Source organism: Ephemeroptericola cinctiostellae (assembly GCF_003339525.1).
Classification (GTDB): domain Bacteria; phylum Pseudomonadota; class Gammaproteobacteria; order Burkholderiales; family Burkholderiaceae; genus Hydromonas; species Hydromonas cinctiostellae.
The window spans coordinates 2,310,197-2,334,543 of sequence record NZ_CP031124.1 but is presented as its reverse complement, the minus strand read 5'-3'; the positions used below and the strand labels follow the sequence as shown (position 1 = coordinate 2,334,543).

21 protein-coding genes are annotated in these 24,347 nt (G+C 48.3%); 15 read left to right on the top strand and 6 right to left on the bottom strand.

The features are described from left to right. Positions 1-73: 73 nt before the first annotated feature. Positions 74-1,267: a benzoate/H(+) symporter BenE family transporter gene (locus tag DTO96_RS10565; protein ID WP_114563460.1), complete on the bottom strand. Its 1,194-nt coding sequence runs from the start codon at positions 1,265-1,267 to the stop codon at positions 74-76. Between the two features lie 308 nt (positions 1,268-1,575). Between DTO96_RS10565 and DTO96_RS10560 the strand changes: the two genes are divergently transcribed. After that, positions 1,576-3,030, top strand: coding sequence for an aminotransferase-like domain-containing protein (locus tag DTO96_RS10560; protein WP_192878985.1), 1,455 nt, complete (start codon positions 1,576-1,578; stop codon positions 3,028-3,030). A 324-nt stretch (positions 3,031-3,354) separates the two neighbouring features. Here DTO96_RS10560 and DTO96_RS10555 read toward each other — a convergent pair whose 3' ends face one another. Beyond that, complete coding sequence (locus tag DTO96_RS10555) at positions 3,355-4,251, bottom strand: LysR family transcriptional regulator (RefSeq protein ID WP_114563458.1); 897 nt, start codon at positions 4,249-4,251, stop codon at positions 3,355-3,357. Positions 4,252-4,361: 110 nt separating this feature from the next. Between DTO96_RS10555 and DTO96_RS10550 the strand changes: the two genes are divergently transcribed. The 13 genes from DTO96_RS10550 to DTO96_RS10490 all read left to right on the top strand — a co-directional run bounded on the left by DTO96_RS10550 (position 4,362) and on the right by DTO96_RS10490 (position 19,153). Beyond that, positions 4,362-5,993 carry a lactate permease LctP family transporter gene (locus tag DTO96_RS10550; RefSeq protein WP_114563457.1) on the top strand — a complete coding sequence of 544 codons (1,632 nt, stop codon included), beginning with the start codon at positions 4,362-4,364 and terminating at the stop codon, positions 5,991-5,993. Between the two features lie 172 nt (positions 5,994-6,165). Next, positions 6,166-7,641: an FAD-linked oxidase C-terminal domain-containing protein gene (locus DTO96_RS10545; protein ID WP_225972492.1), complete on the top strand. Its 1,476-nt coding sequence runs from the start codon at positions 6,166-6,168 to the stop codon at positions 7,639-7,641. A gap of 12 nt (positions 7,642-7,653) precedes the next feature. Then, positions 7,654-8,793: a glycolate oxidase subunit GlcE gene (gene glcE / locus DTO96_RS10540; RefSeq protein WP_114563456.1), complete on the top strand. Its 1,140-nt coding sequence runs from the start codon at positions 7,654-7,656 to the stop codon at positions 8,791-8,793. Further along, entirely contained in the window at positions 8,783-10,075 is a 1,293-nt protein-coding gene (glcF, locus tag DTO96_RS10535) for a glycolate oxidase subunit GlcF (protein ID WP_157964414.1), read from the top strand. Before glcE ends, glcF begins: the two co-directional genes overlap by 11 nt. A 147-nt stretch (positions 10,076-10,222) precedes the next feature. Beyond that, positions 10,223-10,972, top strand: coding sequence for a (Fe-S)-binding protein (locus DTO96_RS10530; RefSeq protein ID WP_114563454.1), 750 nt, complete (start codon positions 10,223-10,225; stop codon positions 10,970-10,972). A 1-nt stretch (position 10,973) separates the two neighbouring features. Further along, positions 10,974-12,359, top strand: a complete 1,386-nt coding sequence (locus DTO96_RS10525; protein WP_114563453.1) for a lactate utilization protein B — start codon at positions 10,974-10,976, stop codon at positions 12,357-12,359. Then, a complete protein-coding gene (locus DTO96_RS10520; protein ID WP_114563452.1) occupies positions 12,356-12,955 on the top strand; it encodes a LutC/YkgG family protein in 600 nt (199 codons plus the stop codon). Before DTO96_RS10525 ends, DTO96_RS10520 begins: the two co-directional genes overlap by 4 nt. Positions 12,956-13,068: 113 nt before the next feature. Next, positions 13,069-14,028 carry a glycine--tRNA ligase subunit alpha gene (gene glyQ, locus DTO96_RS10515; RefSeq protein WP_114563451.1) on the top strand — a complete coding sequence of 320 codons (960 nt, stop codon included), beginning with the start codon at positions 13,069-13,071 and terminating at the stop codon, positions 14,026-14,028. 282 nt (positions 14,029-14,310) lie between these two features. Further along, positions 14,311-15,213, top strand: a complete 903-nt coding sequence (locus DTO96_RS10510) for a DMT family transporter (RefSeq protein ID WP_114563450.1) — start codon at positions 14,311-14,313, stop codon at positions 15,211-15,213. A 130-nt stretch (positions 15,214-15,343) separates the two neighbouring features. Beyond that, positions 15,344-15,619, top strand: coding sequence for a sulfurtransferase TusA family protein (locus DTO96_RS10505; protein WP_114563449.1), 276 nt, complete (start codon positions 15,344-15,346; stop codon positions 15,617-15,619). A gap of 36 nt (positions 15,620-15,655) precedes the next feature. Beyond that, positions 15,656-16,708, top strand: coding sequence for a hypothetical protein (locus DTO96_RS10500; RefSeq protein ID WP_114563448.1), 1,053 nt, complete (start codon positions 15,656-15,658; stop codon positions 16,706-16,708). 69 nt (positions 16,709-16,777) lie between these two features. Next, positions 16,778-17,671 carry a sterol desaturase family protein gene (locus DTO96_RS10495; RefSeq protein ID WP_114563447.1) on the top strand — a complete coding sequence of 298 codons (894 nt, stop codon included), beginning with the start codon at positions 16,778-16,780 and terminating at the stop codon, positions 17,669-17,671. Between the two features lie 141 nt (positions 17,672-17,812). After that, positions 17,813-19,153 (top strand): DEAD/DEAH box helicase, encoded by a 1,341-nt coding sequence (locus DTO96_RS10490; protein ID WP_114563446.1) that lies wholly within the window; start codon positions 17,813-17,815, stop codon positions 19,151-19,153. Between the two features lie 137 nt (positions 19,154-19,290). Here the strand turns inward: DTO96_RS10490 and DTO96_RS10485 are convergent, their stop codons facing one another. From DTO96_RS10485 to yihA, 4 genes are all read right to left on the bottom strand, one after another. Further along, entirely contained in the window at positions 19,291-19,896 is a 606-nt protein-coding gene (locus DTO96_RS10485; RefSeq protein WP_114563445.1) for a DUF8453 domain-containing protein, read from the bottom strand. Positions 19,897-19,938: 42 nt separating this feature from the next. Further along, complete coding sequence (gene gshB / locus DTO96_RS10480; RefSeq protein WP_114563444.1) at positions 19,939-20,883, bottom strand: glutathione synthase; 945 nt, start codon at positions 20,881-20,883, stop codon at positions 19,939-19,941. An 89-nt stretch (positions 20,884-20,972) separates the two neighbouring features. Next, entirely contained in the window at positions 20,973-22,268 is a 1,296-nt protein-coding gene (gene gshA / locus DTO96_RS10475) for a glutamate--cysteine ligase (RefSeq protein WP_114563443.1), read from the bottom strand. A 157-nt stretch (positions 22,269-22,425) separates the two neighbouring features. Continuing rightward, a complete protein-coding gene (yihA, locus tag DTO96_RS10470) occupies positions 22,426-23,064 on the bottom strand; it encodes a ribosome biogenesis GTP-binding protein YihA/YsxC (protein WP_114563442.1) in 639 nt (212 codons plus the stop codon). 214 nt (positions 23,065-23,278) lie between these two features. Here yihA and DTO96_RS10465 point away from each other — a divergent pair, with 214 nt between their 5' ends. Next, positions 23,279-24,067: a c-type cytochrome gene (locus DTO96_RS10465; RefSeq protein ID WP_114563441.1), complete on the top strand. Its 789-nt coding sequence runs from the start codon at positions 23,279-23,281 to the stop codon at positions 24,065-24,067. The last annotated feature ends 280 nt before the right edge of the window (positions 24,068-24,347 follow it).

The following is a 24,347-nucleotide window of genomic DNA, read 5'->3' as shown; positions in this document are numbered from 1 at the left end:
AGGTCTTAAAGACATAAAGCAGCACTCAGTACTGCTTTATGTAAACGGTTTAAACCTATAATCTTAATGGCCTTTATTTCATTTCTGATGCCACACGATTAAACACTTTAATACCAGAAAATTGCAAAACCGCGCGGGTCAGTAGACCAAACACAAGCCCCCAAAATGGTGAACCCAGCCCCCACAATACCATGCCTGATGCCGTAACCAAGAATGTGATCAGTGCACTTTCTCGCTCACTGTCGTCTTGCATGGCGCCCGCCAAGCTGTTCATTAAGGCACCGACCAAAGCCAATCCTGCAATCGTCGAGACCAATACTTTGGGCAAAGCCGTGAATGCAAGCACCAATGTCCCACCAAACAAACCAATGACAATGTATGCCAATCCGCAGACAATCCCAGCGACGTATCGTTTTGAAGGGTCTTCGTGCGACTCGCGTCCCGTGCAGATTGCGGCCGTAATTGCGGCGAGGTTAATGCCATGCGAGCCAAAGGGTGCCAAAATGGCCGAAAAAATGGTGGTTAATAAAACCATTGGTTTCGATGGTGTGTTGTACCCCGCATTGCGCATCACCGCGATACCCGGCACAAATTGTCCAGACATGGTGACCAAAGCCAATGGCAGGCCGATCGTGAAGATTGCACTTAACGAAAAAGTGGGTGTTGTCCAAAGTGGTTGTGCCAAACTGAATTCAATGTTCTCAAAATGAAACAACCCTTGACCAATCGCAATCAAAATCCCAACCAATAATGTCCCCAGTATGGCGTAACGGGGTTGAAATTTTCGCAAAATAATGAAACCCGCAAACATGGGCACCGCCAGCATCGCTTGTTTGGGCATGGCTGAAAACACATCCGAGGCAAAATGAAACAAAATGCCCGCCAACATGGCCGCTGCAATTTGCTTAGGGATTTTTTTCATTAGAGAGTCAAACAATCCACTCCAAGCCAAAAAAATAATCAGCACAGCTGCAAATAAGTAAGCACCAATGGCATCCGAAAAACTGAAAGCAGGTAAGCTCCCAAGCAGCAGTGCTGCGCCTGGTGTGGACCAAGCTGTAATCACGGGTGCTTTAAATTTCAAACTGAGCAGCAAACCTGAAATGCCGCTGCCAATGGACACAGCCCAAATCCATGAACTTGTGTGGGCAAAATCAAGGTGCGCCAAATCAGCTGCTTGAAAAATAATCAACGATGGCCCTGCAAATGAGATTGCCACCGCAATGAGTCCAGCAATGACTGCTGATATTGAAAAATCTTTAAACATAATGTGCCTTTTTATATGAAGCGTTTATTTCCAAAACCATGATGATCCAACGACCACTTCACTCATCTTTGGACTGAAATCATCGTGCGCATGTGCCATTTTCTGAAGTTAAAAACAGTTAAATCCTCGGGAAAAATATTGCTTTTTTAACCAGAGCTCCCAAATCTTTGTTTTTACGAACAATGAGCGCATGAGCAATTGAGCAAATGAATAATTGACCAATCACAACTGGATTTTAGAGTGATGTGGATATAATGGACAGACACAGATCAGCCGTTAATAGAAGATACAGAAGATACAGAAATCATATGATGAAGAAACACGAAAGGCTGACCATTGACCTTCAAGCGCTTATTCAAAACGCGCCTTACCGTACTGGCGAGCCTTTTTTGTCCATTAGGGAAGTGGCTTCAATGTATCAAGTGGGCATCAATACCGCTTACAAGGCATTGCAAACCCTAGAAGATTTGGGCGTCATTTTTGCCGAACAAAAAAGTGGGTATGTTGTTTGTCACCCCAAAGCCTCCACACATTCAAATGCAGGGACCTTCAGCTTTAGCCATGATAAAGAGTTGACGCAGCGTGCAACGATCATACGACGTTGGGCTGAAAATTCTAAGCAGGCAAAGGTTCGAATGGATTTAGCAACAGGTGAGCCAGAGCTGTATCCAACCCGTGAGCTTCAAGCCGCCAGCTACAAAGTCATACGATCAAATCCGAGTGTGTTAACTAAATATGCTTTAGGAGCAGGTCTTTTTGAATTGCGGAAAAAAATTGCCAGCCGCTACAATAAACTAGGTTGTCAATTAAAGGCTGAGGACATCCTCATGACCAATGGGGCGACACATGCGCTTACATTGGCACTACAAGCCACAACCACAAGTGGTGACTGGGTTTTGGTTGAATCACCGACCTATTTTGGTTTTTTGCAAATATTAGAAAGTTTAAAACTGAATGTCGTTTCTATTGCCATTGATCCCAATCATGGCCTAGAGCATGAACACCTCGTGTCAGTCATTGAGCAGTCAATGTCTGAGAACATCGTCATTAAAGCCTGCTTGTTGCAAGCCAATTTTCAAAATCCAACAGGTTGCTCAATTAAGCCAAGCGAACGCTCTAAAATACTTGAAACGTTTTATCAAAACCAAATCGTTGTTGTCGAAGACGACACCTTTGGAGAGTTGCCGCATGATTCGCCGCATGATTTAATGGATTGCCGCCCACCCCCATTAAAGGCCAAGGACACACACAACAACGTGATTTTGTGCAGCTCTTTGTCCAAGTTGATTTCTCCTGGTTTGCGCATCGGATTCATCAATGGTGCCGCTGTGCATGAGCAGATTAAAACCTTACACCACGCCACATCCATTGGTTGTACTGAGCTCACCCAACGCATCATTTCTCAAATTTACCCAAGGAAATTTAATACCACACTTGGTCAATTGCGTGAATACTATAAAGACTGCTCCAATGTGGTCAGAGCCTTGATTCTGAAGCACTTTCCTTCAGGCACAAGCGTCACCCTTTTTAAAGGTGGGTACTTGTTGTGGGTCACATTGCCTGAAGACATTGACACCAATCGGCTGTTTGATCGTGCGCTTGCAGAACACGGCATCTCTTTTGCTCCAGGTTCTATCTTTTCGTTAAAGCAAACCCATCAACATGCGCTGCGCATCAATTGTTCTTCATTCGGCAAGGCGTTTAATGAAACAGACATTGAACATTTGGGGGCATTGGCGCATTCTTTTCAAGAATCAAAATGAATGTTTGCCCTTTGTCTTTGCCCTTTGTTGTTCACTGTTTACGTGTGGTGATTTTTTGATCTGAATTGAAGTTGTTTAAGTTGCTTGGGAGTGTTTGAGTCATGTCAAACATGGTGGCATCACACGGAAAGCCGACGCATTGAAATGATGGTCTGTGGTGTCCATTGATGGTCATTTTTTCATTACGCACTGATGGATTCCGAGAGCGAAACCTGTCACCTAGCCCCTGATACAAGCCATGCCGCAGGTTGTCCAAGGTGATGCCCACTTCAATTGTCCACTGCTGTTGACGGCATGCTGAAACACAGAACCACTTCGAACGTCTTAGCTTTTTTCAATCACCCGCGGTAACATGGCCTCGCACAATTCCAGCCATACCCGCAATGGGCGGCTGATGTGACGGGTGTTTGACCAGACCATCGCCAAATGCCAATTTTGCTCCACATCAAGGATGCGCGCTTTGTGAAAAACAGCGTCATCCAGTTCATTGGCCATGGTGGTTGGGAGCACGGTGCAGCGGTCACTGGCTTCGACCAAAGACACCAAGAATTTCCAATGGGCGCTGCGTTCGTTGAATTTCAGCGTTTGTTGACGCATGGCGAAACCGTGAATCAGGCGTTGGGTGATGCTGAAGCTTTCACTGAACAGCACAAATTCAGCATCACGAATGTCGGTCAAATACACTTCTGAGAACTGTTGCCACACCGACGGTTTGCGCGAAACAAAATACAAGTCATCGTAAATAAAAGCCCGCGTCGCCAGTTCAGTGGTGACGGGCAGCATGGACACGCCGACATCCAGTTTGCCTGACAGCACCATCGGTGCGACCACTTCGGAGCCATCTTCAATGAGCTGTATTTGGATGCGCGGATAACGTGCATGAAATGTGCTCAAAATCTCATTAAAAAAGAAACTGCCCACTGTGGCCGGCATGCCCAGTTTCAAAATACCTGTTTCTTGTGTGTGAAACTCATTGACGGCTTCGTTTAAGTGTTTCATCTGTTTGAGGATGGACGAGCCTTGGTCAAACACCAGCTGCCCAGCGGGTGTGAGTTCAAATTTATGCCCATGCCGAATCATTAAAGGTAAATTCAATTCCAATTCAAGCTGTTTGACCAGTTTACTGATCGTGGGCTGGGTCACGCACAGGGCATTGGCGGCTTCAGTGACGCTTTTTTGTTTGACCAACTCGACAAACGCACGCATGGCTCGGATGTTCATAATTATTCCAAAATAGAATGTTTTCTATGATTTTATATCATTTTTATGCAAATTTGGCGGGCATATAATGCGACAGCTTCAATTCATATATAAAACACAGGAGACAAACCATGACCCCATGGATCCAATCGTATGACCCCCTCAATAACTTGTGGCTGTCCTCGCTCGTTGCAGCCATTCCGATCATTTTTTTCTTTTTGGCTTTGGCGGTATTTCGTCTAAAAGGTTACGTCGCAGGCACGCTGACCGTCACCATCGCGCTGGTGATTGCTTTGTTCTTTTATAAAATGCCAGTGAACATGGCGTTCGCCGCAGCAGGTTATGGTTTTGCTTATGGTTTGTGGCCGATTGCGTGGATCATCATTGCCGCAGTGTTTTTGTACAAAATCACGGTGAAAACGGGTCAGTTTGATGTGATTCGCTCGTCCATTTTGTCCGTCACTGAAGATCAGCGTTTACAAATGATTTTGGTCGGCTTTTGCTTCGGTGCTTTCCTTGAAGGTGCAGCGGGCTTTGGTGCACCCGTGGCGATTACTGCAGCCTTGTTGGTTGGTTTGGGCTTTAATCCTTTGTACGCAGCAGGCTTGTGCTTGATTGCCAACACCGCACCTGTGGCCTTCGGTGCGATGGGTGTACCCATCATCACGGCGGGTAAAATCACCAACATCGATCCTGTTGAAATTGGTAAGGTCGTTGGTTTGCAATTGCCGATTTTGGCCACAATCGTGCCTTTTTGGTTGATTGCAATGATGGATGGCATCAAAGGCATTCGTGAAACTTGGCCAGCGTTGTTGGTGGCGGGCATTTCATTTGCAGTCACACAGTATTTCACTTCGCATTTGCTTGGCCCTGAGTTACCAGACATCACCTCGGCTTTGGTCAGCTTGATTTGTTTGACTGTGTTCTTGAAATTTTGGCAGCCTAAAAATATTTTCCGTTTTGAAAATGTTGAAAAAACCGCTGTTGATGCCCACCGCCATACTGCTGGTGAAGTGGTTAAAGCGTGGATGCCTTTTGTCATTTTGACTGTTATGGTGAGCATTTGGACATTGAAACCATTCAAAGCCATGTTTGCCAAAGGCGGTGCGCTGTATGACACCGTGATTCAGTATGAAATCCCAGGTTTGCATAAAATGGTTGCCACCGCTGCGCCGATCACCAACCCAGCAGAGCCTGTTTACAATGCGATTTTGAAATTTGATGTGTTGTCTGCGACGGGTACGGCGATTTTTATTGCGGCGTTATTGAGCATGTTGCTGTTGAAAATGAAAGCCCGTGATGGTGTGCAATTGCTCGGTGAAACGGTGGGCGAGTTGAAGAAACCGATTTTATCGATTGGCATGGTGTTGGCTTTTGCTTTCGTGGCGAAGTATTCGGGTTTGTCATCGACTTTGGCATTGTTGTTGGCGGGTACGGGTAAAATGTTCCCCTTCTTTTCGCCGTTCATTGGTTGGCTGGGCGTGTTCTTGACGGGTTCGGACACCTCATCGAATGCATTGTTCAGTTCTTTACAGCAAACCACAGCGCATCAAATCGGTGTCAATGACACGCTGTTGGTGGCAGCCAATACCACAGGCGGTGTGACGGGCAAAATGATTTCACCACAATCCATTGCCATTGCCGCAGCGGCAGTTGGTTTGGCGGGACGTGAATCAGATTTGTTCCGCTTTACGGTGAAACACAGTTTAATTTTTGCAACGTTTATTGGTATCATGACTTATGTGATGGCTTATTATTTTTAAGGGAAAAAGGAAAAAGTGAGGTTTTACTTTTTCCAGATGATTTTTCCAGAATGATGTTTCGATTTGAATGAGGCTTTGTGTTGTTAGATCAATGCCCTCACTTCAAATCGATGAACGAATATTTAAAAAAAGCATTGAATTGCTTTTTTTTAGCATGATTAAAGGGTGCACCATGAACACCGATGTGACCTCTTCTGCGCTGTCTTCTTTGTTGCGAGCACTTGCACCGCACATGCCCAGTGCGAACATCATCAGTCAAAATGACCGCATGCGACCGTTTGAAGCGGATGCGCTGACGATGTTTAAACAATTGCCACTGTGTGTGGTCTTACCTGAAAATGAAACACAATTAAAAGCGTTGCTGTGCGCATGCTCTGCGCTGAACATCGGCGTGGTCACGCGCGGTGCAGGCACTGGGCTGTCGGGCGGAGCGACGCCGAGCGCGGGCGCGGTGCTGTTGGTGATGAGCAAATTCAACTGCATCATTGAGGTGGATGGTGACAATGGCGTGGCGTGTGTGCAAGCGGGTGTGCGCAATGCGGCGATTTCTGAGGCGGCAGCCGTACATGGTTTGTATTACGCCCCCGATCCATCATCACAAATTGCCTGTTCAATTGGTGGCAATGTCGCAGAAAACTCGGGTGGTGTGCATTGTTTGAAATACGGCTTGACCGTGCACAATGTCCTCAAAGTTCGCGTCATGTTGATGAGTGGTGAGGTGATTGAGTTGGGTGGACTGGCGCCTGATGCCGTGGGTTTGGATTTGTTGCCCGTGTTCATCGGTTCAGAGGGCATGCTTGGCGTGGTGACGACGGTGTGGGTGAAACTTGTACCGAAGCCACGCCACGCAGAGGTGATTTTGGCGTCGTTCCCCACCGTGCAATCGGCGGCGGATGCGGTGGCGAATGTGATTGCAGCGGGTTTGATTCCCGCAGGCTTAGAAATGATGGATGCGGCGAGCACGGCGGCGGTCGAGGCGTATTTGCACGCGGGTTATGATTTGGAAGCGGCGGCCTTGTTGTTGTGTGAGTCCGATGGTGAGCCCGATGTGGTGGCGCAAGAGATTGCGGCGATGAGTCAAATATTGCGAGAAGCGGGCGCCACGCGCTTGCAGGTCTCGCAAAATGAAGCCGAGCGGTTGAAGTTCTGGGCAGGGCGGAAATCGGCATTTCCTGCTGCCGCACGGCTGGCGCCTGATTATTACTGCATGGATGGAACGATTCCGCGTAAAAGTTTGGGGCGGATTTTAACGGCAATTGCCGCGATGGAGCAAGAATTTGGTTTGCAATGCTTGAATGTGTTTCACGCGGGCGATGGCAACATGCACCCGATGATTTTGTTCAATGGTGCAGATCCCGATGAAGTGGAGCGAGCGGAACATTTCGGTGCGAAAATTTTAGAAGCGTCGATTGCTTTGGGCGGCACGATCACGGGTGAGCACGGTGTGGGGTTGGAGAAAATTGGCCACATGTGCATGCAGTTTACAGATGAGGAGCGCGGTGCGATGTGGGCGGTGAAGGCGGCGTTTGATCCCCCTGGTTTGCTCAATGCAGATAAAGCGATTCCGACTTTGCACCGCTGTGCTGAATTTGGCCGCATGCATGTGCACCATGGCGAGATGCCTTTTCCTGATTTACCGAGGTTCTAAATGAATGTTGAGATGAGCGACACAGTGAGCGCGTGGCAAATGCGGATTCATGAGGCGCAGGCCAGTGGAACGCCGTTGCGCATACGCGGCGCGGGGACGAAAGATTTTTACGGCACGTGTGTGGGCGATGTTTTGGACACCCGTGCACACACGGGCATTGTCAGCTACGAACCCACCGAATTGGTGGTGACGGTTCGGGCGGGCACACCGTGGGCGGAGTTGGTGCGTGCATTGGATGAGCGACAACAATGTTTACCTTTTGAGCCCCCTTTCGTGGCACAGGGGGCAACGGTGGGCGGCGTGGTCAATGCAGGTTTGACGGGCGCGGCGCGTTTGTATGTCGGCGGCATTCGGGATTATGTGCTCGGCGCACACCTGTTGAATGCGCAAGGCGAGTTGCTTAAGTTGGGTGGGCAGGTCATGAAAAATGTGGCGGGCTATGATTTGTCTCGCCTGTTGGTGGGCAGCAGAGGAACTTTGGGTTTGATGACGCAGGTGTCGCTGAAGGTCTTGCCTCAGCCGAAGGCGGTGTTGACCCTGCGTTTGAGCTGTGATTTTCGTTCAGCGCAAGTGTTGTGTCGCCGCTTTTTGGTGAAACCGATTGCGGTCACAGGTTCGGCGTGGCTGAATGGGGTTTTAACGGTGCGTTTGGCGGGCATGGCGGCTGCAGTCAGTGCGGGTGTCGTGATGTTGGATGGCTGGGCATATGAGTGCGTGGGTGGTTCATTTGCTCGTGTTGACGAGGCTGAGGCGGTGGCTTTTTGGGGGGCGTTGCAGGAGCAGTCCCTGCCATATTTTAGTGCCCGCCCAAGCGATGAACATGCCTTGTGGCGTGCCGTGTTGCCCACAGCCGTGGATGGTCTGACGGTGCATGCAGACACAGGCTTGGCAATGTGGGGTGGGGCGTTGCGCTGGTTGTGGGCGGTGGAGGATTTGTCCATGCCATTCAAAGCAGCGGGCGGTCATGCCACGTGCTACCGTACTCCCCTTTCGGGGCGTGTGTACCCGACAGCATTGGCAGCGTCCAATGAGCAGCGTGTGCAAGCCGCGCTGAAGATGCAATTTGACCCGAAACATATTTTTAATCGACATCGCTTTGACACTGTAACTCATGCGGGTCATGCGACCGTGGAGATGCACCATGTACCTTAATTTAACCGATGCGTTGAAAAACGATGCGGCGGCGTTGGATGCCCGTGACATCATCAAAGATTGTGTGCATTGCGGCATGTGTTTGGGCACGTGCCCGACGTATGGGGTGTTGGGTGATGAGCAAGACAGTCCGCGTGGTCGGATTTATCAGATTAAAAACATGCTCGAAGGTCAAGCCGATTTGGCTTCGGTGCAACAGCATCTGGATCGTTGTTTAACCTGTCGTTCGTGTGAAACCACGTGTCCATCGGGGGTGCAGTATGGTCATTTATTGGAATGGGGGCGAGATCATTTGAGCCAACATCACACGCGGGCGTGGGCTGAACGCAGTAAACTCGGGGTGCTGCGTCATGTGTTGACGCGTCCTGCCTTATTTGGTGTGTTATGGCGCGCGGCTTCTGTGGTGAAAAAAGCATTGCCTGCAACGTATGCGGCCAAATTGAAACCTGCGGCATGGTCGGCATCAACCGTGTCTGCACCGTTGGCTCTTGAGCCCATTGATTTAACCGTGGTTGTTCACCAAGGGTGTGTGCAAAACACCATGTCGCCGAACATCAATCGGGCGACCATGCGATTGTTGACGGCGTGGGGTGTGACGGTGCAGACGGTGCAAGATGGCTGTTGCGGTGCGATTGCGGCGCACACCGACGATGCGGCGGGCGCACGGGCGATGGCGGCGCGAAACATTCAAATGTGGGGTGAGTTTTTATCCAAGCAGCCGAATGCTTTGGTGGTGTCGAATGCTTCAGGTTGTGGCGTGCAATTAAAAGAGTACGGTCATTTGTTCAAACACGATGAAGCGCAGGCCGCATCTGCACAAAAGGTCAGTACTGCTGTGCGCGATGTTTCAGAGGTGGTTCAGTTGATTTTGACTCAATACCCTGCTGTGCGAGATGCTTTGCAAATAAAAATTGAAGCCTTGCCTGATGCAGCGAAATACGTGGCCTACCATGAGCCGTGCACTTTGCAACATGGCCAAAAGCTCAAAGGCAGTGTGAGCGGTTTGTTGACTGAGATCGGCGTGCGCCTTGCGCCGAGCATCAACCCCCACCTGTGTTGTGGCTCTGCTGGGACGTATTCAATCACACAGCCTGAGCTGTCAAAACAGTTGTTAAACAATAAAATCAATGACTTGAAACTGGATAAAGTTGCATTCGTGTTGAGCAGTAACATCGGTTGCATCGGTCAAATCGCCAGTGCCGCTAATGTGCCTGTGTTGCATTGGGTTGAATGGTTGGATGCGGTTTGGTCAGAAGATGCACGGGTTAAATCACAACAGTAATCACTTACTTTATGGTGTTTCAGTTGGTGATTTTGAGCAAAAAGCCCGCACAAAATCGAGCTGTGACCATAAAATAAAGCATCAAAAAATAAAGTATCAAAAAACATTAAGCTTTTTTTGATGAATTTAAAATAACAAGGAAATCACATGAAAGTCGCTTTATTTATTTCATGCTATGTCAATGAGTTGTATCCCGATGTGGCGATGGCGAGTTTGGAATTGCTCGAAGGTTACGGTATTGAAGTCGAATACCCACTCGCACAAACCTGCTGCGGTCAGCCGTTGGTGAACAATGGCGATTTAAAAGGGGCGTGTCAAGCCGAAGCGCATTTTGCGAACGTATTTAAGGGCTACGATTACATCGTTGCACCGTCGGGCAGCTGTGTGGCGCACATCAAAAAATACGCCACAAAAGCATCAAAGCTTGATCCAAATTACGTGGCTGTGGCAGTGAAGACCTATGAAATCATTGAGTTTCTGCAAGAGGTTTTAAACGTCACGCGCTTACCGAAAGCAGTGTCTTTTCCGCACACCGTGTCGATTCATCAAAGCTGTCATGGTTTACGCGCTTTGCACCATGCGATGCCATCTGAACTGCAACTGCCGTATCACTCGCGCTTGGCTTCGATTTTAACTTTGGTGGATGGCATCGTGGTCAAAACGCCCGAACGCGTTGATGAGTGTTGCGGTTTCGGCGGCACGTTTTGCATGGATGAGCCCGCCGTGTCGGTGGCGATGGGGCAAGACCGCGTGGCGCAACACCAAGCCACAGGGGCAACATACATCGTGGGTGCAGACTCATCGTGCTTGATGCACATGGGTGCGATCGCCAAAGCACAAAACACACCGATGCGTGCGCGTCATATTGTCGAAATCTTAACGGGACGGGGAGAGTGACATGCATGACGATGACATCAAGCACCCACAAGCCGCCGCTGAGTTTTTGCAAGACCGCCCACACGCCCGTTGGCATGATTCGGCCGTGTGGTGGGTGCGCAAAAAACGTGATGCGCAAGCGGAAAAATTACCTGAATGGGAACAGCTGCGTGCCTTGGCGGATCAGATCAAAGCACACACATTGTCGCGTTTGGATGAATACCTTGCTGAATTTGCCAATAAAGCCAAAAGCAATGGCGTAACCGTGCATTTTGCCCAAGATGCACAGGAGCACAACACCATCGTGCATGGCATTTTGGCCGCAGCACATGTGAAAAAATTGGTCAAATCCAAATCCATGTTGACCGAAGAGTGCGGCCTCAATCCTTACCTTGAAGCGCGTGGCATAGAGGTCATCGACACCGATTTGGGCGAACGGATTGTGCAGCTGCGCCACGAACGACCCAGCCACATTGTCATGCCTGCGATTCATTTGAAAAAAGAGCAAATCGGTGAGTTGTTTGAAAAAGAAATGGGCACGGAGCATGGCAACAGCGATCCGACTTACCTCACGCACGCTGCCCGCGCCAATTTACGTGAACATTTCTTGACCGCAGATGCAGGCATGACGGGTGTGAACTTCGCCATTGCTGAGACCGGTGGCGTGGTGGTCTGTACGAATGAGGGCAATGCCGACCTTGGCGTGAGCTTGCCACCGATTCATATTTCCAGCATGGGCATTGAAAAAATCATTCCTAAAATGGAGCACTTGGGCATTTTTACACGTTTATTGGCACGCTCTGCCATTGGTTCGCCGATCACCACATACACCTCACATTTTCACCAAGCACGGCAGGGCGGTGAGATGCACATCGTGATTGTCGACAACGGCCGCAGTGCGATTTTGGGCAGCAGCGAGTTTCGCAAAAGCTTGCAATGCATTCGCTGCGGCGCGTGCATGAACACTTGCCCTGTCTATCGCCGTTCATCGGGCATGAGCTACAGCTACATCATTCCAGGCCCGATCGGTTCGACCCTTGGACCTTCGCGCGACATCAAAAAACACGCCAGCATGGCTTTCGCCTGTACCACCTGTGGCTCATGCAGCAATGTATGCCCTGTGAAAATCAACCTGCATGAGCAACTTGTTGGCCAGCGCGCCAAAGCATTCGATGCCAATGCTGTGCCAAGGCTCAAAAAATGGGCGATTCAAACGGCAGGTTTCATGATGAAACACCCCGCATTGTTTGATTTTGCAGGCAAAGTTCAGCGCACCATCATTCCGATTGTGCCCGAAGCCTTACTGAAAAACTCAGCGTGGCACAAATACGGTCGTGCCACGCCCGACATGCCCAAAGACAGCTTCAAAGACATCATGCGGAAAAGAGTGCAGGGAGATAAAAAATGAGCAGTCGTGAACAGATTTTAAACACCATTCGTGCCAATCGCCCCGCCCCTGTTGAATTGCCAGATATTCATGCGCCAGTCTTTGTGCACTACGATGACCCACATCAGCAATTTTCGACCTTGGTTGAAACACTGGGTGGCTGCGCCGTGTATGTGAATGAAGGTCAAAGTGTATTGGATGCGGTGAAAGCACATTGGCCTGATGCAGGGCAAGGGCGGATTGTGAATTTGCTGGAGGGCAACAACGCTGGACAATCACACACTGAACTGCAAGCTCAATCGCAAAGTCCTCATGACCATCAAAATGTCGATATCGCCATTGTTGCCGGTCAATTGGCGGTCGCCGAAAATGCCTCGGTCTGGGTCAGCAACGCGAACCTTGATTGCCGTTCTTTGTACTTTTTATGCCAACGTTTGGTCATGGTCGTTCCGCGTGAGCGCATGGTGCACACCATGCGCGATGCCTATGCACAGATAAAAATTGAAGAACGCGGTTTCGGCAGCTTCATCGCAGGTTCATCGCGCACAGCAGACATCGAGCAAAGCTTGGTCATGGGTGCGCATGGTGCGATGGCCGCGTTGGTGGTGTTCGTGTGATGTGATGCCATTGCGTTGATGCCCTCTTTTTTAAGAGGATGTCCGCAACACTTGGGTTTTACCGCTGGAAACGGTACAATACGATTTTATTTGACACCCTGCGAAAGACCCTTATGTCAACGGCTTTAACATTTCAAGAAACTATTTTAGCTTTACAAAATTATTGGAGCGCACAAGGTTGCGCTTTGTTGCAGCCATACGACTTGGAGGTTGGGGCGGGCACGAGTCACACAGCAACCTTCTTGCGTGCGATTGGCCCTGAGCATTGGCGCGCCGCGTATGTGCAGCCTTCACGCCGTCCAAAGGATGGTCGTTATGGTGAAAACCCGAATCGGATGCAGCATTATTACCAATATCAAGTGGTGCTCAAACCCGCCCCTGAAAATATTTTGGAACTGTATTTGGGTTCTTTGAAAGCTTTGGGCTTGGACTTGGAAACCAACGACGTGCGTTTCGTTGAAGATGACTGGGAAAATCCGACGCTCGGCGCGTGGGGCTTGGGTTGGGAAGTGTGGTTGAACGGCATGGAAGTGACGCAATTTACCTATTTTCAACAGGTCGGCGGCATTGATTGCAAGCCTGTTTTGGGTGAAATCACCTATGGCATTGAGCGGCTGGCGATGTACTTGCAGCAGGTTGAAAACGTGTATGACCTCGTTTGGACGCGCTGGGAAGAAAACGGTGTGACGCGCGAATTGACCTACGGCGATGTGTTTCATCAAAATGAAGTGGAGCAGTCGACATACAACTTTGAAATGTCAAATGCCGAAGTGCTGTTTCGTCATTTTGCCGAGTACGAGCGCGAGGCGAAAGTGTTGATGGGAACGAACCCCGGTACAAATGAGGCGATTGAAGGTGCGCGTAAATTGGCTTTGCCTGCGTATGAGCAAGTATTGAAAGCGGCACACACATTCAATCTGCTGGATGCGCGTGGTGCGATTTCGGTGACGGAGCGAGCCGCTTATATTGGCCGCATTCGCAATCTATCGCGCTCAGTGGCGCAGGCGTACTATGAGTCGCGCGAGGCATTGGGCTTCCCAATGATTCCAGCACCGATTGAAAAAATCGCCTAAATATTCACCTTGTTTTTAACATCATCACCTTAATTTTTGCGCGGCTTTCCGCGCAAAAATGCTTTTGGTGACATCACTTGCCATGACAAGCACTAAAAAAAATGTGTTTTTTACAATTTTATAGTCAATTGCAAAGTAAAACCTTATTTTTCGCTTGTTGGGATTTGGAAACTTTGAGTACCGCCCCATGCCGTGCCTTTGCCCTACGCAAAACCAATAAAAATCAACATGAAACCATAAGCCAGAAACATTGGATTGTTTACAAACTCCACAATATAAACCATGACCCTTCAAAATAAAAACCTCCGCTTGGCCTTATGGGCTTTGGTGTTGCCACCGCTGTTTTGGTCGGGTAACACCGTGTTGGGCAAGTTGACCGTGACCCATGTGCCGCCTTTGTTGCTCAATGCATTGCGTTGGGCACTGGCAGCGATGCTGTTTGCACCTTTTGCATGGGGGCATTTGAAACGAGATTGGCCGATTTTGTGGGCACAACGCTGGCGGGTACTGGGTTTTGGGCTGACGGGGGCGATGGGTTACAATTCTTTTCTTTACCTTGGTTTACGCAGCACGTCAATTGTCAATGCTGCTTTGATTAACGCAACCACACCTGCTGTGCTGGGTGTGTTGTCCGCAGTGTTGTTGCATGAGCGCATCACCCGTTGGCAGTGGTTGGGTGCGTTGCTGTCGATGTTGGGTGTGCTGCAAATTGCCTTGCGTGGTGATTGGGGGGCGTTGAGCCATTTGGCTTTACACATGGGCGATGTGTATGTGTTTGCGGGCGTGGTCTCTTATTCGCTGTACACGGTGTTTTTACGTTTTATACCGAAAGCGCATCCTTTTGCTTTCATGCAAGTGTTTTTTATCTTGGGAGCCGTGTGCACGAGCGTGTGGTTGGGTTTAAATGTGTTGGCGGGCGGTTCGACCGCTGTTGATGTGCCGTGGTCCGAAGTGTTTTGGCAAATTGTATACATGTCGGTGTTTGCATCGATTGCGGCGACATTCTTTTGGAATTATGGGGTGAAAAACGCAGGCGCGATTCGCGCGGGATATTTCATTAACCTCATTCCAGTGTTCAGTATTGTGTGGGCTTTGGTTTTGGTGGGTGAGCATGTGCAGGTTTATCAATGGTTCGGTATGGCTACTGTTTGCTTGGGTTTGGTTTTGGCTTTGATCAAGAAATAATTTTTAAGTGTCATTTTGGTGTGCATATACTGGCTTTTTTGACAAAAGTTGCGGCATAATGCAGCTTATATGTGTGAATTAAGCACATGTGCTGGCTTTGTGTTTTTTTTGGTAAAAATGGGGATGGATTATGTTGGTGGTGGATGCGGCTGTGTTGGTGGTGTTGGATGGAATCGTCGCGCATACTGAAGATGTGCGTGGTATGAATTGCCCCTTGCCCATTTTGCGTACAAAAAAAGCATTGGCTAAAATGACGGGTGGGCAGTTGCTGAAAGTGCTCACAACAGACAAGGCCGCAGTGACCGATTTGGCTCTTTTCGCTCAACAAACGGGTCACGCGCTTAAAGCGCAAATACAAGAAGATGGCCACATCGCGCATTATATTGTGCGACGTGAGGATCAATAGTTTAACGATAACATGCTTTTACACAAGGGGTGAGTGATGAAAACGAAAAAAATGATGTTGTGGGGAAAAGTGGTTGTGACGTCTTTGGCGGTCATGGCTTTGTCTGCGTGTATTGAAATTAAATCGGACACCAAAGTCAGCAGCGAGGCAAAAGTTGCATTCAGCACCACTTATGACATGACCAAAGTTTTACCCACTTTACAGCAGATGAGCAAAGATGGTGGCGACATAGCCAAAAGCTTGAGCTGCGATAAAATGAATGAAAAACTCACCAAAGAGCTCAAATGCAAAGATGTTTCTCCAGGTAAATTCATTGTGTCAGGTGAGTTCATGGGTGATGCCAGCAATGGCGTGATTTTGGATAAAGATAAAAACCAAGTGTCTGTTGATGCCATTCAATTGTTCAAAACAGTGGCTGATTTGAACCCAACGAAAAATGATGCCGCAGCGACTGACCCAGCCAGCATGATGTTGCAAAAAGGCTTGGTGCCCGTTGCCGTTGATCAAGCCGCAACTTATAAGCAAATGGGCATGGCTTTGTCGATGAACTTGACTTTGCCTGCTGAAGTGTTGACGGTCGATGGTGTTGCTGCAAAAGACGTCAAAGACAATACAGTGAGTGTGAATTTCATCGACATCGCAGGTAAAGACACGTATGTGATCACCAGCAAAGTGAGCAAAAGCCGTTTGTTGTGGAAAATCTTATTTATCTTACTCGCCATTGGTTTGATTGCTGCTGCGGTGCTGTACTTGATGAAGCGCAATAAATCCAGCAAAAATACGCCGCCGACTTCACCGATTGTGGCACCTGTGGCTGCTGAAAGTGCAACCGATGTTGACTCAACATCGTTTAAAGAAGCCTCTGAAAAAGTGGTTGAGGTGAAAGATGGTGTGATTGATTCGATTGAAAAAACAACGTCAGATGTAATTGAAACCGCCAAGGAGGAAGCATCTGATGTCACTGAATCTGTTAAAGAGGTCACATCCGATGTGGTTCATGATGTGAAAGAGGCTGCTGAAGATGCGGTCAAAAAAGTGGATGATGTTGTCGACGGTGACGAGCCCGCATCACACACACCAAAAGCTTAATATTTTCACTGTGTTTGTGTCCGCTCATGGCTGTTGTGTGCTGTGGGCGGATTTTTCATTGAGGGGCATATGCCAGCCTGGTTAAATCAAGAAGTGTTGTATCAATACAGCGTGCCATTTTTTGCCGCGATCATCATTGCCGAATTGCTGTATTCGAGCATCGGGCAGCTGAGTTTGTATCGCACCAGCGATTCTTTTGCGAGTGCAACATTTGCTTTGACCAATTTCTCACTTGATCTGTTGATGAAAGGGGTCTCATTTTGGGTGTTGACGTGGGCGTATGCGCATCGCATCACCGAAATAAGCAACCCTTGGTTGTATTGGGTTGCGCTTGTGCTGTTGCAAGACTTTGCCTATTATGTGCAGCATTACATGGATCATCGTGTGCGTCTTTTATGGGCTGTGCATGTCACACACCACAACTCACTGTACTTTAACCTGACCACAGGTTTTCGTTCATCGGTGTTTCAGCCACTGTACCGCTACGTGTACTTCATTCCGATTGCCATGCTGGGCTTTACACCTTTGCACATCATGTTCGCTTATGCGGCGACACAAATTTATGGCAATGTGATTCATACGCGAGCAGTGGATCGTTTGGGGTTCTTGGAAAAAATTCTGGTCACACCTTCACATCACCGTGTCCACCATGCATCGAATGTACCCTATTTGGATAAAAATATGGGCATGTTATTGATTTTTTGGGATAAATTGTTTGGTACCTTTGCGCCTGAAGGTGTGGATCCGAATCCGATTCATTACGGTTTGGTGACCGATGTGGACAATCGCAACGTTCCCAATCTCATCACACATGAGTTTCAAGCCATTTGGCAGGATGCGACCATGCCAAATTTAACAATCAAACAACGTTTGAGCTATGTCTTTGCCCCACCAGGTTGGAGCCATGATGGGCATAAGCAAACCAGCAAGCAATTGCAGGCAAAGTGGGTTGCGGGCGCATAAAGCGCTATTTTGGCACTATTCTGTTATACTAACTGCCTTGGCGCTTGATTCAGTCCCCGCGCCAACCTCTTTTTCCAGTAACACCTCTTTGCCCGCGACTGACGTACACGACACGGCGAGCGAATTCCAATAAAGAATACAATGAAATTTACAGAACTCGGCCTCGCCGATACCATCGTGCGCGCCATCACTGAGCATGGCTACGACACGCCAACACCGATTCAAGCTCAAGCCATTCCAGCGGTGCTCGCGGGTGGTGACTTGCTTGCAGGTGCACAAACAGGCACAGGTAAAACGGCAGGTTTTGTCCTGCCTGTGTTGCAAAAGCTTTCTACGACCATCAGTGGTAAAAGCGCCAAACCACGTGCTTTGATCCTCACGCCGACGCGTGAATTGGCCGCTCAAGTGGCTGAAAGCGTTGACATTTATGGTAAATATTTACCGTTGAAGTCCATGGTCATGTTTGGTGGTGTCAACATCAATCCGCAAGTGCGTCAAATCCAAAAAGGCATCGACATTTTGGTCGCCACGCCAGGCCGTTTGCTTGACCATCATCAGCAGGGCAACATTGACTTGTCGAAAGTTGAAATCCTCGTGCTTGATGAAGCCGATCGCATGCTTGACATGGGCTTTATCCATGACATCAAACGCATTTTAAAAGTGTTGCCAAAGCAACGTCAAAACCTGTTGTTCTCAGCGACTTTTTCGGATGAAATTAAAACCCTTGCCGATGGCTTGTTGAATAACCCCGCCATGATTGAAGTGGCGCGTCGCAATTCAACCGTTGAAGTGATTGCACAAACCATTTACCCTGTCGACCGTGATAAAAAACGCCAAGTGCTGGAGCACTTGATCAAGACCAACAACTGGTTTCAAGTGCTTGTGTTCACACGCACCAAGCATGGTGCCAACCGTTTGGCTGAACAATTGACCACCAGTGGCATCAGTGCCATGGCGATTCATGGCAACAAAAGCCAAGGTGCACGCACCAAAGCCTTGAGTGAGTTCAAAGACAGCAAATTACAAGTCCTCGTGGCCACTGACATCGCTGCACGCGGCATTGACATTGATCAATTGCCACACGTGGTCAATTACGACCTGCCCAATGTCCCAGAAGATTACGTTCATCGCATCGGCCGTACAGGTCGTGCAGGTGCAACGGGTGAAGCCATTTCACTGGTATGCGTGGATGAGTTGAAATTGCTCAAAGACATTGAAAAATTGATTAAACGTGAATTACCACGTCAGGTCATCGCAGGTTTTGAGCCTGATTTAACAGTTAAGCCCGAGCCTCTGCAAAAACCACGCCAAGGCCGTGGCGGTCAGTCAAATGGTGGTCGAAATGTCGTTGCCCCGCGTCCAGCAGGCAATGCAGGCCCCCAAGCACGCCGCCCCAATGGTGGTGGATTTGCGGGGCAACGCAGTGGTGGTGCGGGTGGCGCGAAGCCCGCCGTACGTCGTTCTGGTGGTCGTGGTGGATGATGCCTCGGCATTTTAAGTTTAAGCCGTTAATAAACGAAACAGCCATATAAAAATCCCGCTCAATGTGATTGAGCGGGATTTTTTGTTTGGAATGTTGAATTGGTATCGCAATTCATCGAGTGTCTGCGCTGGATTGGTTACTTTTTTGACTTCTTTAGCACACCTGTTATTTTTCTCAGCTCTTCCACGATTGGATCGTGTTGGATTGTTGTGTTTATGTAAGGTCTTAAATCTATTGACGATATTTCAGTTATTTTTTCTAAGTCACCACAAGAGTATATGGCAGAAACTTTGAATGTGAGGGGGGAGCTATTTTCTTGATGGGGATTGTTTATTTCTTTGTATATTGAAGCGGCATCTCCGAGTATAAATGAGAGCTTGCTATTTGGGGGCAGGCTGTCAATTTCATTTTGAAATGCGGCAGCGCCCCTAATATTATTTGATTCAGTACGGTTATCACCAAACTTATAAAAATCTTTATCTATTGATAGTTTCAGTTTAGTTGCAGCAGTTTTTCCAGTATTTTGAATTGTTAAATACATTAAATGATTACTTGCGCTTATATATATTGAAACTTCTATATAAGCTCGTATTAGTATGTCTTGTTGGGCTTTCATACTTAAAACCATTACTTCGTTTACATGTAATATCTTGTATGTTATCCACGCATATATTCCTGTTATTACAGCCAAAACTAGCGTGATTATAGTTGTGGCTAATGTAAGTTGTTCTGTAATTGTCATTTTATTAGTTTTTAAGTCTTGGTTAAAGGTTTGTTGAATGAGTTACCGCGCCGCGTGCTCAAGCATTTCAACAAATAAACCCGCCACATCAAATCCCGTTTGATTGAAAATTTCTTGAAAACCCGTTGGGCTGGTGACGTTGATTTCGGTGATGCAGTCGCCGATGACGTCTAAGCCTGTCAATAAAATCCCGCGTGACCACAATAGTGGGGCGATGGCATTGGCAATGCGCCAGTCGGATTCGCTTAAGGGCTGGGCGACGGCTTTGCCGCCGACCGCCATGTTGCCACGGACTTCGCCATTTTGTGGGATGCGGGCGAGGGCGTAGGGCACGACTTGACCACCGATGAGCAGGATGCGTTTGTCACCTTCGGCAATCGAAGGCAAAAACCGTTGCGCCATGATGGGGCGCGTGCCATTTTCAGTCAGCATTTCAATCACACTGCCTAAATTCATGCCGTCGTTGGTGATGCGAAAAATACCTGAGCCGCCCATGCCGTCGAGTGGTTTAAAAATAACATCGTTGTGCTCGGTGTGAAAGGCGGTCAGTGTGGTTTTGTCGCTGCTGATCAGCGTGGGGGCGGTGAGCTCTGGAAATTCTAAAATGGAAACTTTTTCGGAGTGATTGCGGATCGCTGTGGGGGCATTGAATACGACCGCACCTTGGCGCACGGCGGCATCCAGCAGCCATGTGTCCGTGACGTAATTGACATCAAAAGGTGGGTCTTTGCGCATGACGATGGCATCGAAGCTGTGTAGTGCTTTGGTTTCAGATTGGATGACATCGAACCAGTGTGTTGGTTCTGCATGTTCGAGCAGTTGAATGTGTTGGGCGTTGGCTTGAACATCGCCTTTTGCAAAAAGGGCGTTGGATGTGCAAGCCCATATGTTGTGACCACGCATTTGTGCGGCGCGCATCATGGCATAAGTGGTTTCTTTGTGAATTTTGAATGTGTTCAGCGGATCTGCAATGAATAGAATGTGCATGACGGGCTTTCAATGTGTTGAATGAGGGGGCAATATTTTCCTCACATCAGCCTTCTGTTGGCGAGGATGGCTTTGTTTGAGTGATTTGATTAACCAATTTGATTTTCAGGATTTGGATCTGTTTTTTCCAGCTCAATTGAAGCTGCGAGCATGGCCAAGCGCCCAACGACACCGTATGGGTAGAATCGATTGTGCAATAAGCCCAAATCATCTGCGCGTCGTTCGGATTCTTTAATGAATGGCATGGTTTCAAAATGCATGCCCGCGGAGTTTAAATTTTCATCCACACCACGCTCGCCATTGATGCGATAGAAGCCACCCACCACATAGCGATCAATCATGTAGACCACAGGCTCAGCGGTGCTGTTGTGCAGCGTTTCGATGGTCGGTACACCTTCTTGGATGAGCACATCATGCACTTCAAGCCCATCTTTGACCACGGCCATTTTGTTACGTTGCTTGCGATTCAAGTCTTTCACATCGTCTGGGCTGCGAACGGTCATGATGCCCATGCCATAAGTACCTGCATCGGCTTTGACGATTAAAAATGGCTTGTCGGTGATGCCATATTCTTTGTATTTTTTTGTGATTTTCTTGAGCAGCACTTCCACAGTGTGTGCGAGTTCATCTTCACCCGTGCGTTCGTTGAAATTGATGTTGCTCGCATGTGCGTGATACGGATTGATTAACCACGGGTCTGTGCCCAATGCTTTCGAGAATTTTTTGGCCACATCGTCGTAGGCTTTGAAATGTGTCGATTTACGGCGCACTGTCCAGCCTGCATGGAGTGGGGGCAGCAGGAATTGCTCTTTGATGTTTTCAAGAATGGTGGGCTGTCCTGCGGACAAATCGTTGTTCAATAAAATGGTACAGGGGTCAAAGCGACCGCCGTCTAACGTCAATCGGCGTCCATTGCGTTCGAGTGGCTCAAGCGTCAAAGTCTCGCCATTGGGTAAGTTAATGGCTGTTGGTGTCGTGATGTCTTTCGAGAGCGAGCCCAAGCGCACATTCAAACCCGTCAAGCGCATGATTTTTGACAGCTGCGCCACATTTTGCAGGTAAAACGGGTTGCGTGTGTGCAGCTCAGGGATGATCAGTAAATTTCTGGCATCTGGGCAGTATTTTTCAATGGCCGCCATTGCCGCTTGGGTGGCCAGGGGGAACATTTCCTCGGCTAAATTATTGAAACCGCCAGGAAACAAATTGGTGTCCACGGGCGCCAGTTTAAAGCCTGCATTGCGCAAGTCGACCGAGCTGTAAAAAGGTGGGGTGTGTTCCTGCCATTCCATGCGAAACCACCGTTCAATCATGGGTGTTGCGGCCAGCATTTTGTGTTCGATGTCAGACAAAGCCCCTGTAAGGGCGGTGCGCAAGTGGGGAACCATGTTTTTTCCTAGTTGTGATTATTGTGTTTTGGACGTCAGTGTATCACGTCTTATGGCGCAGTTTATCTTAAGGACATGGGGCGAAATGCGCATTTTTCAAGGGCACTTCGGTCGACTTTTTACAGGTGCTTCATTCACGTGCTGTTGATCGAGTTCCTTACTCGGCGTCGCTTGGCGCATGAATGCGATGCTGCTCTATCCAACCTGCAATCACTTCAGTTGCCTCTTCGAGACCAACACGATTGGTGGATGAAAACAATTGAACAGTGCCCCATTCGCCCGTCATCATTTTGAGTTGCTTTTCAACAGCAAACAGCATTTGTTTGGCTGCATTTTTAGACAGTTTGTCGCATTTGGTCAGCAAAACGTGAATGGGTTTCGCCAAAGGTGAAAACCAATTGATCATTTCAACATCCAAATCGGTGAAGCCACGGCGAATGTCGCACATCAACACCATGCCTTTGAGTTGATCGCGTTCTTGCATGTAAATGCCAAGCAGCTCATTCCAATGGTTTTTGACATCCATTGGCGTTTTGGCATAACCATAGCCAGGTAAGTCGACCAAGTAGCCAAATGTTTCACCGCGGCGGCCGACCGTGAAATAGTTGATGTGTTGCGTGCGCCCTGGTGTATTACTTGAAAAAGCCAAGCGCTTTTCATTGCACAGCACATTGATGGCACTGGATTTACCCGCATTCGAGCGGCCTGCAAAAGCAATTTCAGGGTGATTGCTTTTGGGCAGATCTTTGATGTGGTTGACGGTGGTGAAAAATGTGCTGTGATGCAGGATGGACATAAAAACTTTCAATAAACTTGCAAGATACATAAAAAATGCACAAAGCATTTGATAAATTTGACCTGTATTACCCTTGGTTTTAACATGGTCTTGAGGTACAATGATACCTGTTTATGAAGGCTTTTTGCCAGTTAAGTTGCCCAAAAGGGTGGACTGCGGTTAAAAACCCGAATATAAGACACATTACACCGAAGACATAAAACGGGAATACCCTATGAAACGTTCTTACGCTTATTTACTCGCCGCTGTTGGCATCGTTGCCGCTATTTCAGGTGTTGCCATTGCGCAGCAAAAAGACGCGCCGGCCGTGGCCAAGGCAGAAGCGACTACCGCAGCACCTGTTGCTGCGACGGCTGTTGCTGCCCCTGTTGCCGCCACTTTTGACATCAAATCTGTTCAAGGCATGCCTGTTGGTGTGGAACGTGGTCAAGCGATTGCTGTGGGCATTTGTGCATCATGCCACAATGCCGATGGCAACAGCACTGTGCCTTTGCAGCCGAAATTGGCGGGGCAACATGAAGCGTATTTACTGAAACAATTGCACGACTTTAAAGCCGTTGAAGGTGCGACTGAAGCTGCACGTGCCAACATGGTTGATGGTGCAACGGGTCAAATCAAAGTATCCACCATGGGCGGGCAAGTGGCTGCTCTGTCTGATGATGACATGAAAAGCTTGTCTGCGTGGTTCTCTGCTCAGAAATTGACGCCTGATGTGGCAAAACAGGATGATCCAGTGTTGTCGAAATTGGGTGAAAAAATCTACCGTGGTGGTGTGGTCAGTAAGAGTTTACCAGCTTGTGCTGGTTGCCATGGCCCTACAGGTGCAGGCATCATGGCAAAATACCCACGTGTGGGTGGCCAGTATTCTGATTATCTCGTGGTGCAGTTGAAGGCATTCCGTGAAGATGCGCGCAAAAACAGTGCGCCGATGCAAGACATTGCGAAACGCATGACGGATACAGAGATTGCCGCCGTTGCGGATTACATGGCTGGCTTACGTTAATTTCGGTTTAACCTATTGCACTGCAATAGCGGTTATAATAATGGGCGGTGATTTTTCACCGCCCATTATTTTATGCAAAAAAGCCTTTTATTATTTACCGTCGGATGAGGTTGCATTTAAAAAGCAAAGGTGTAGTGGTTAAATCGATAAAACCTCAAAACCTTTGATTTATGGATGTATTTTATATGTTTCTAGTGGGCGCTGAATTAAGACTTGACAGCCCCATGGGCTGTTTTTTTGGCCGTTTATCACCAATATCGACAACTTTAGTTTGATTTTA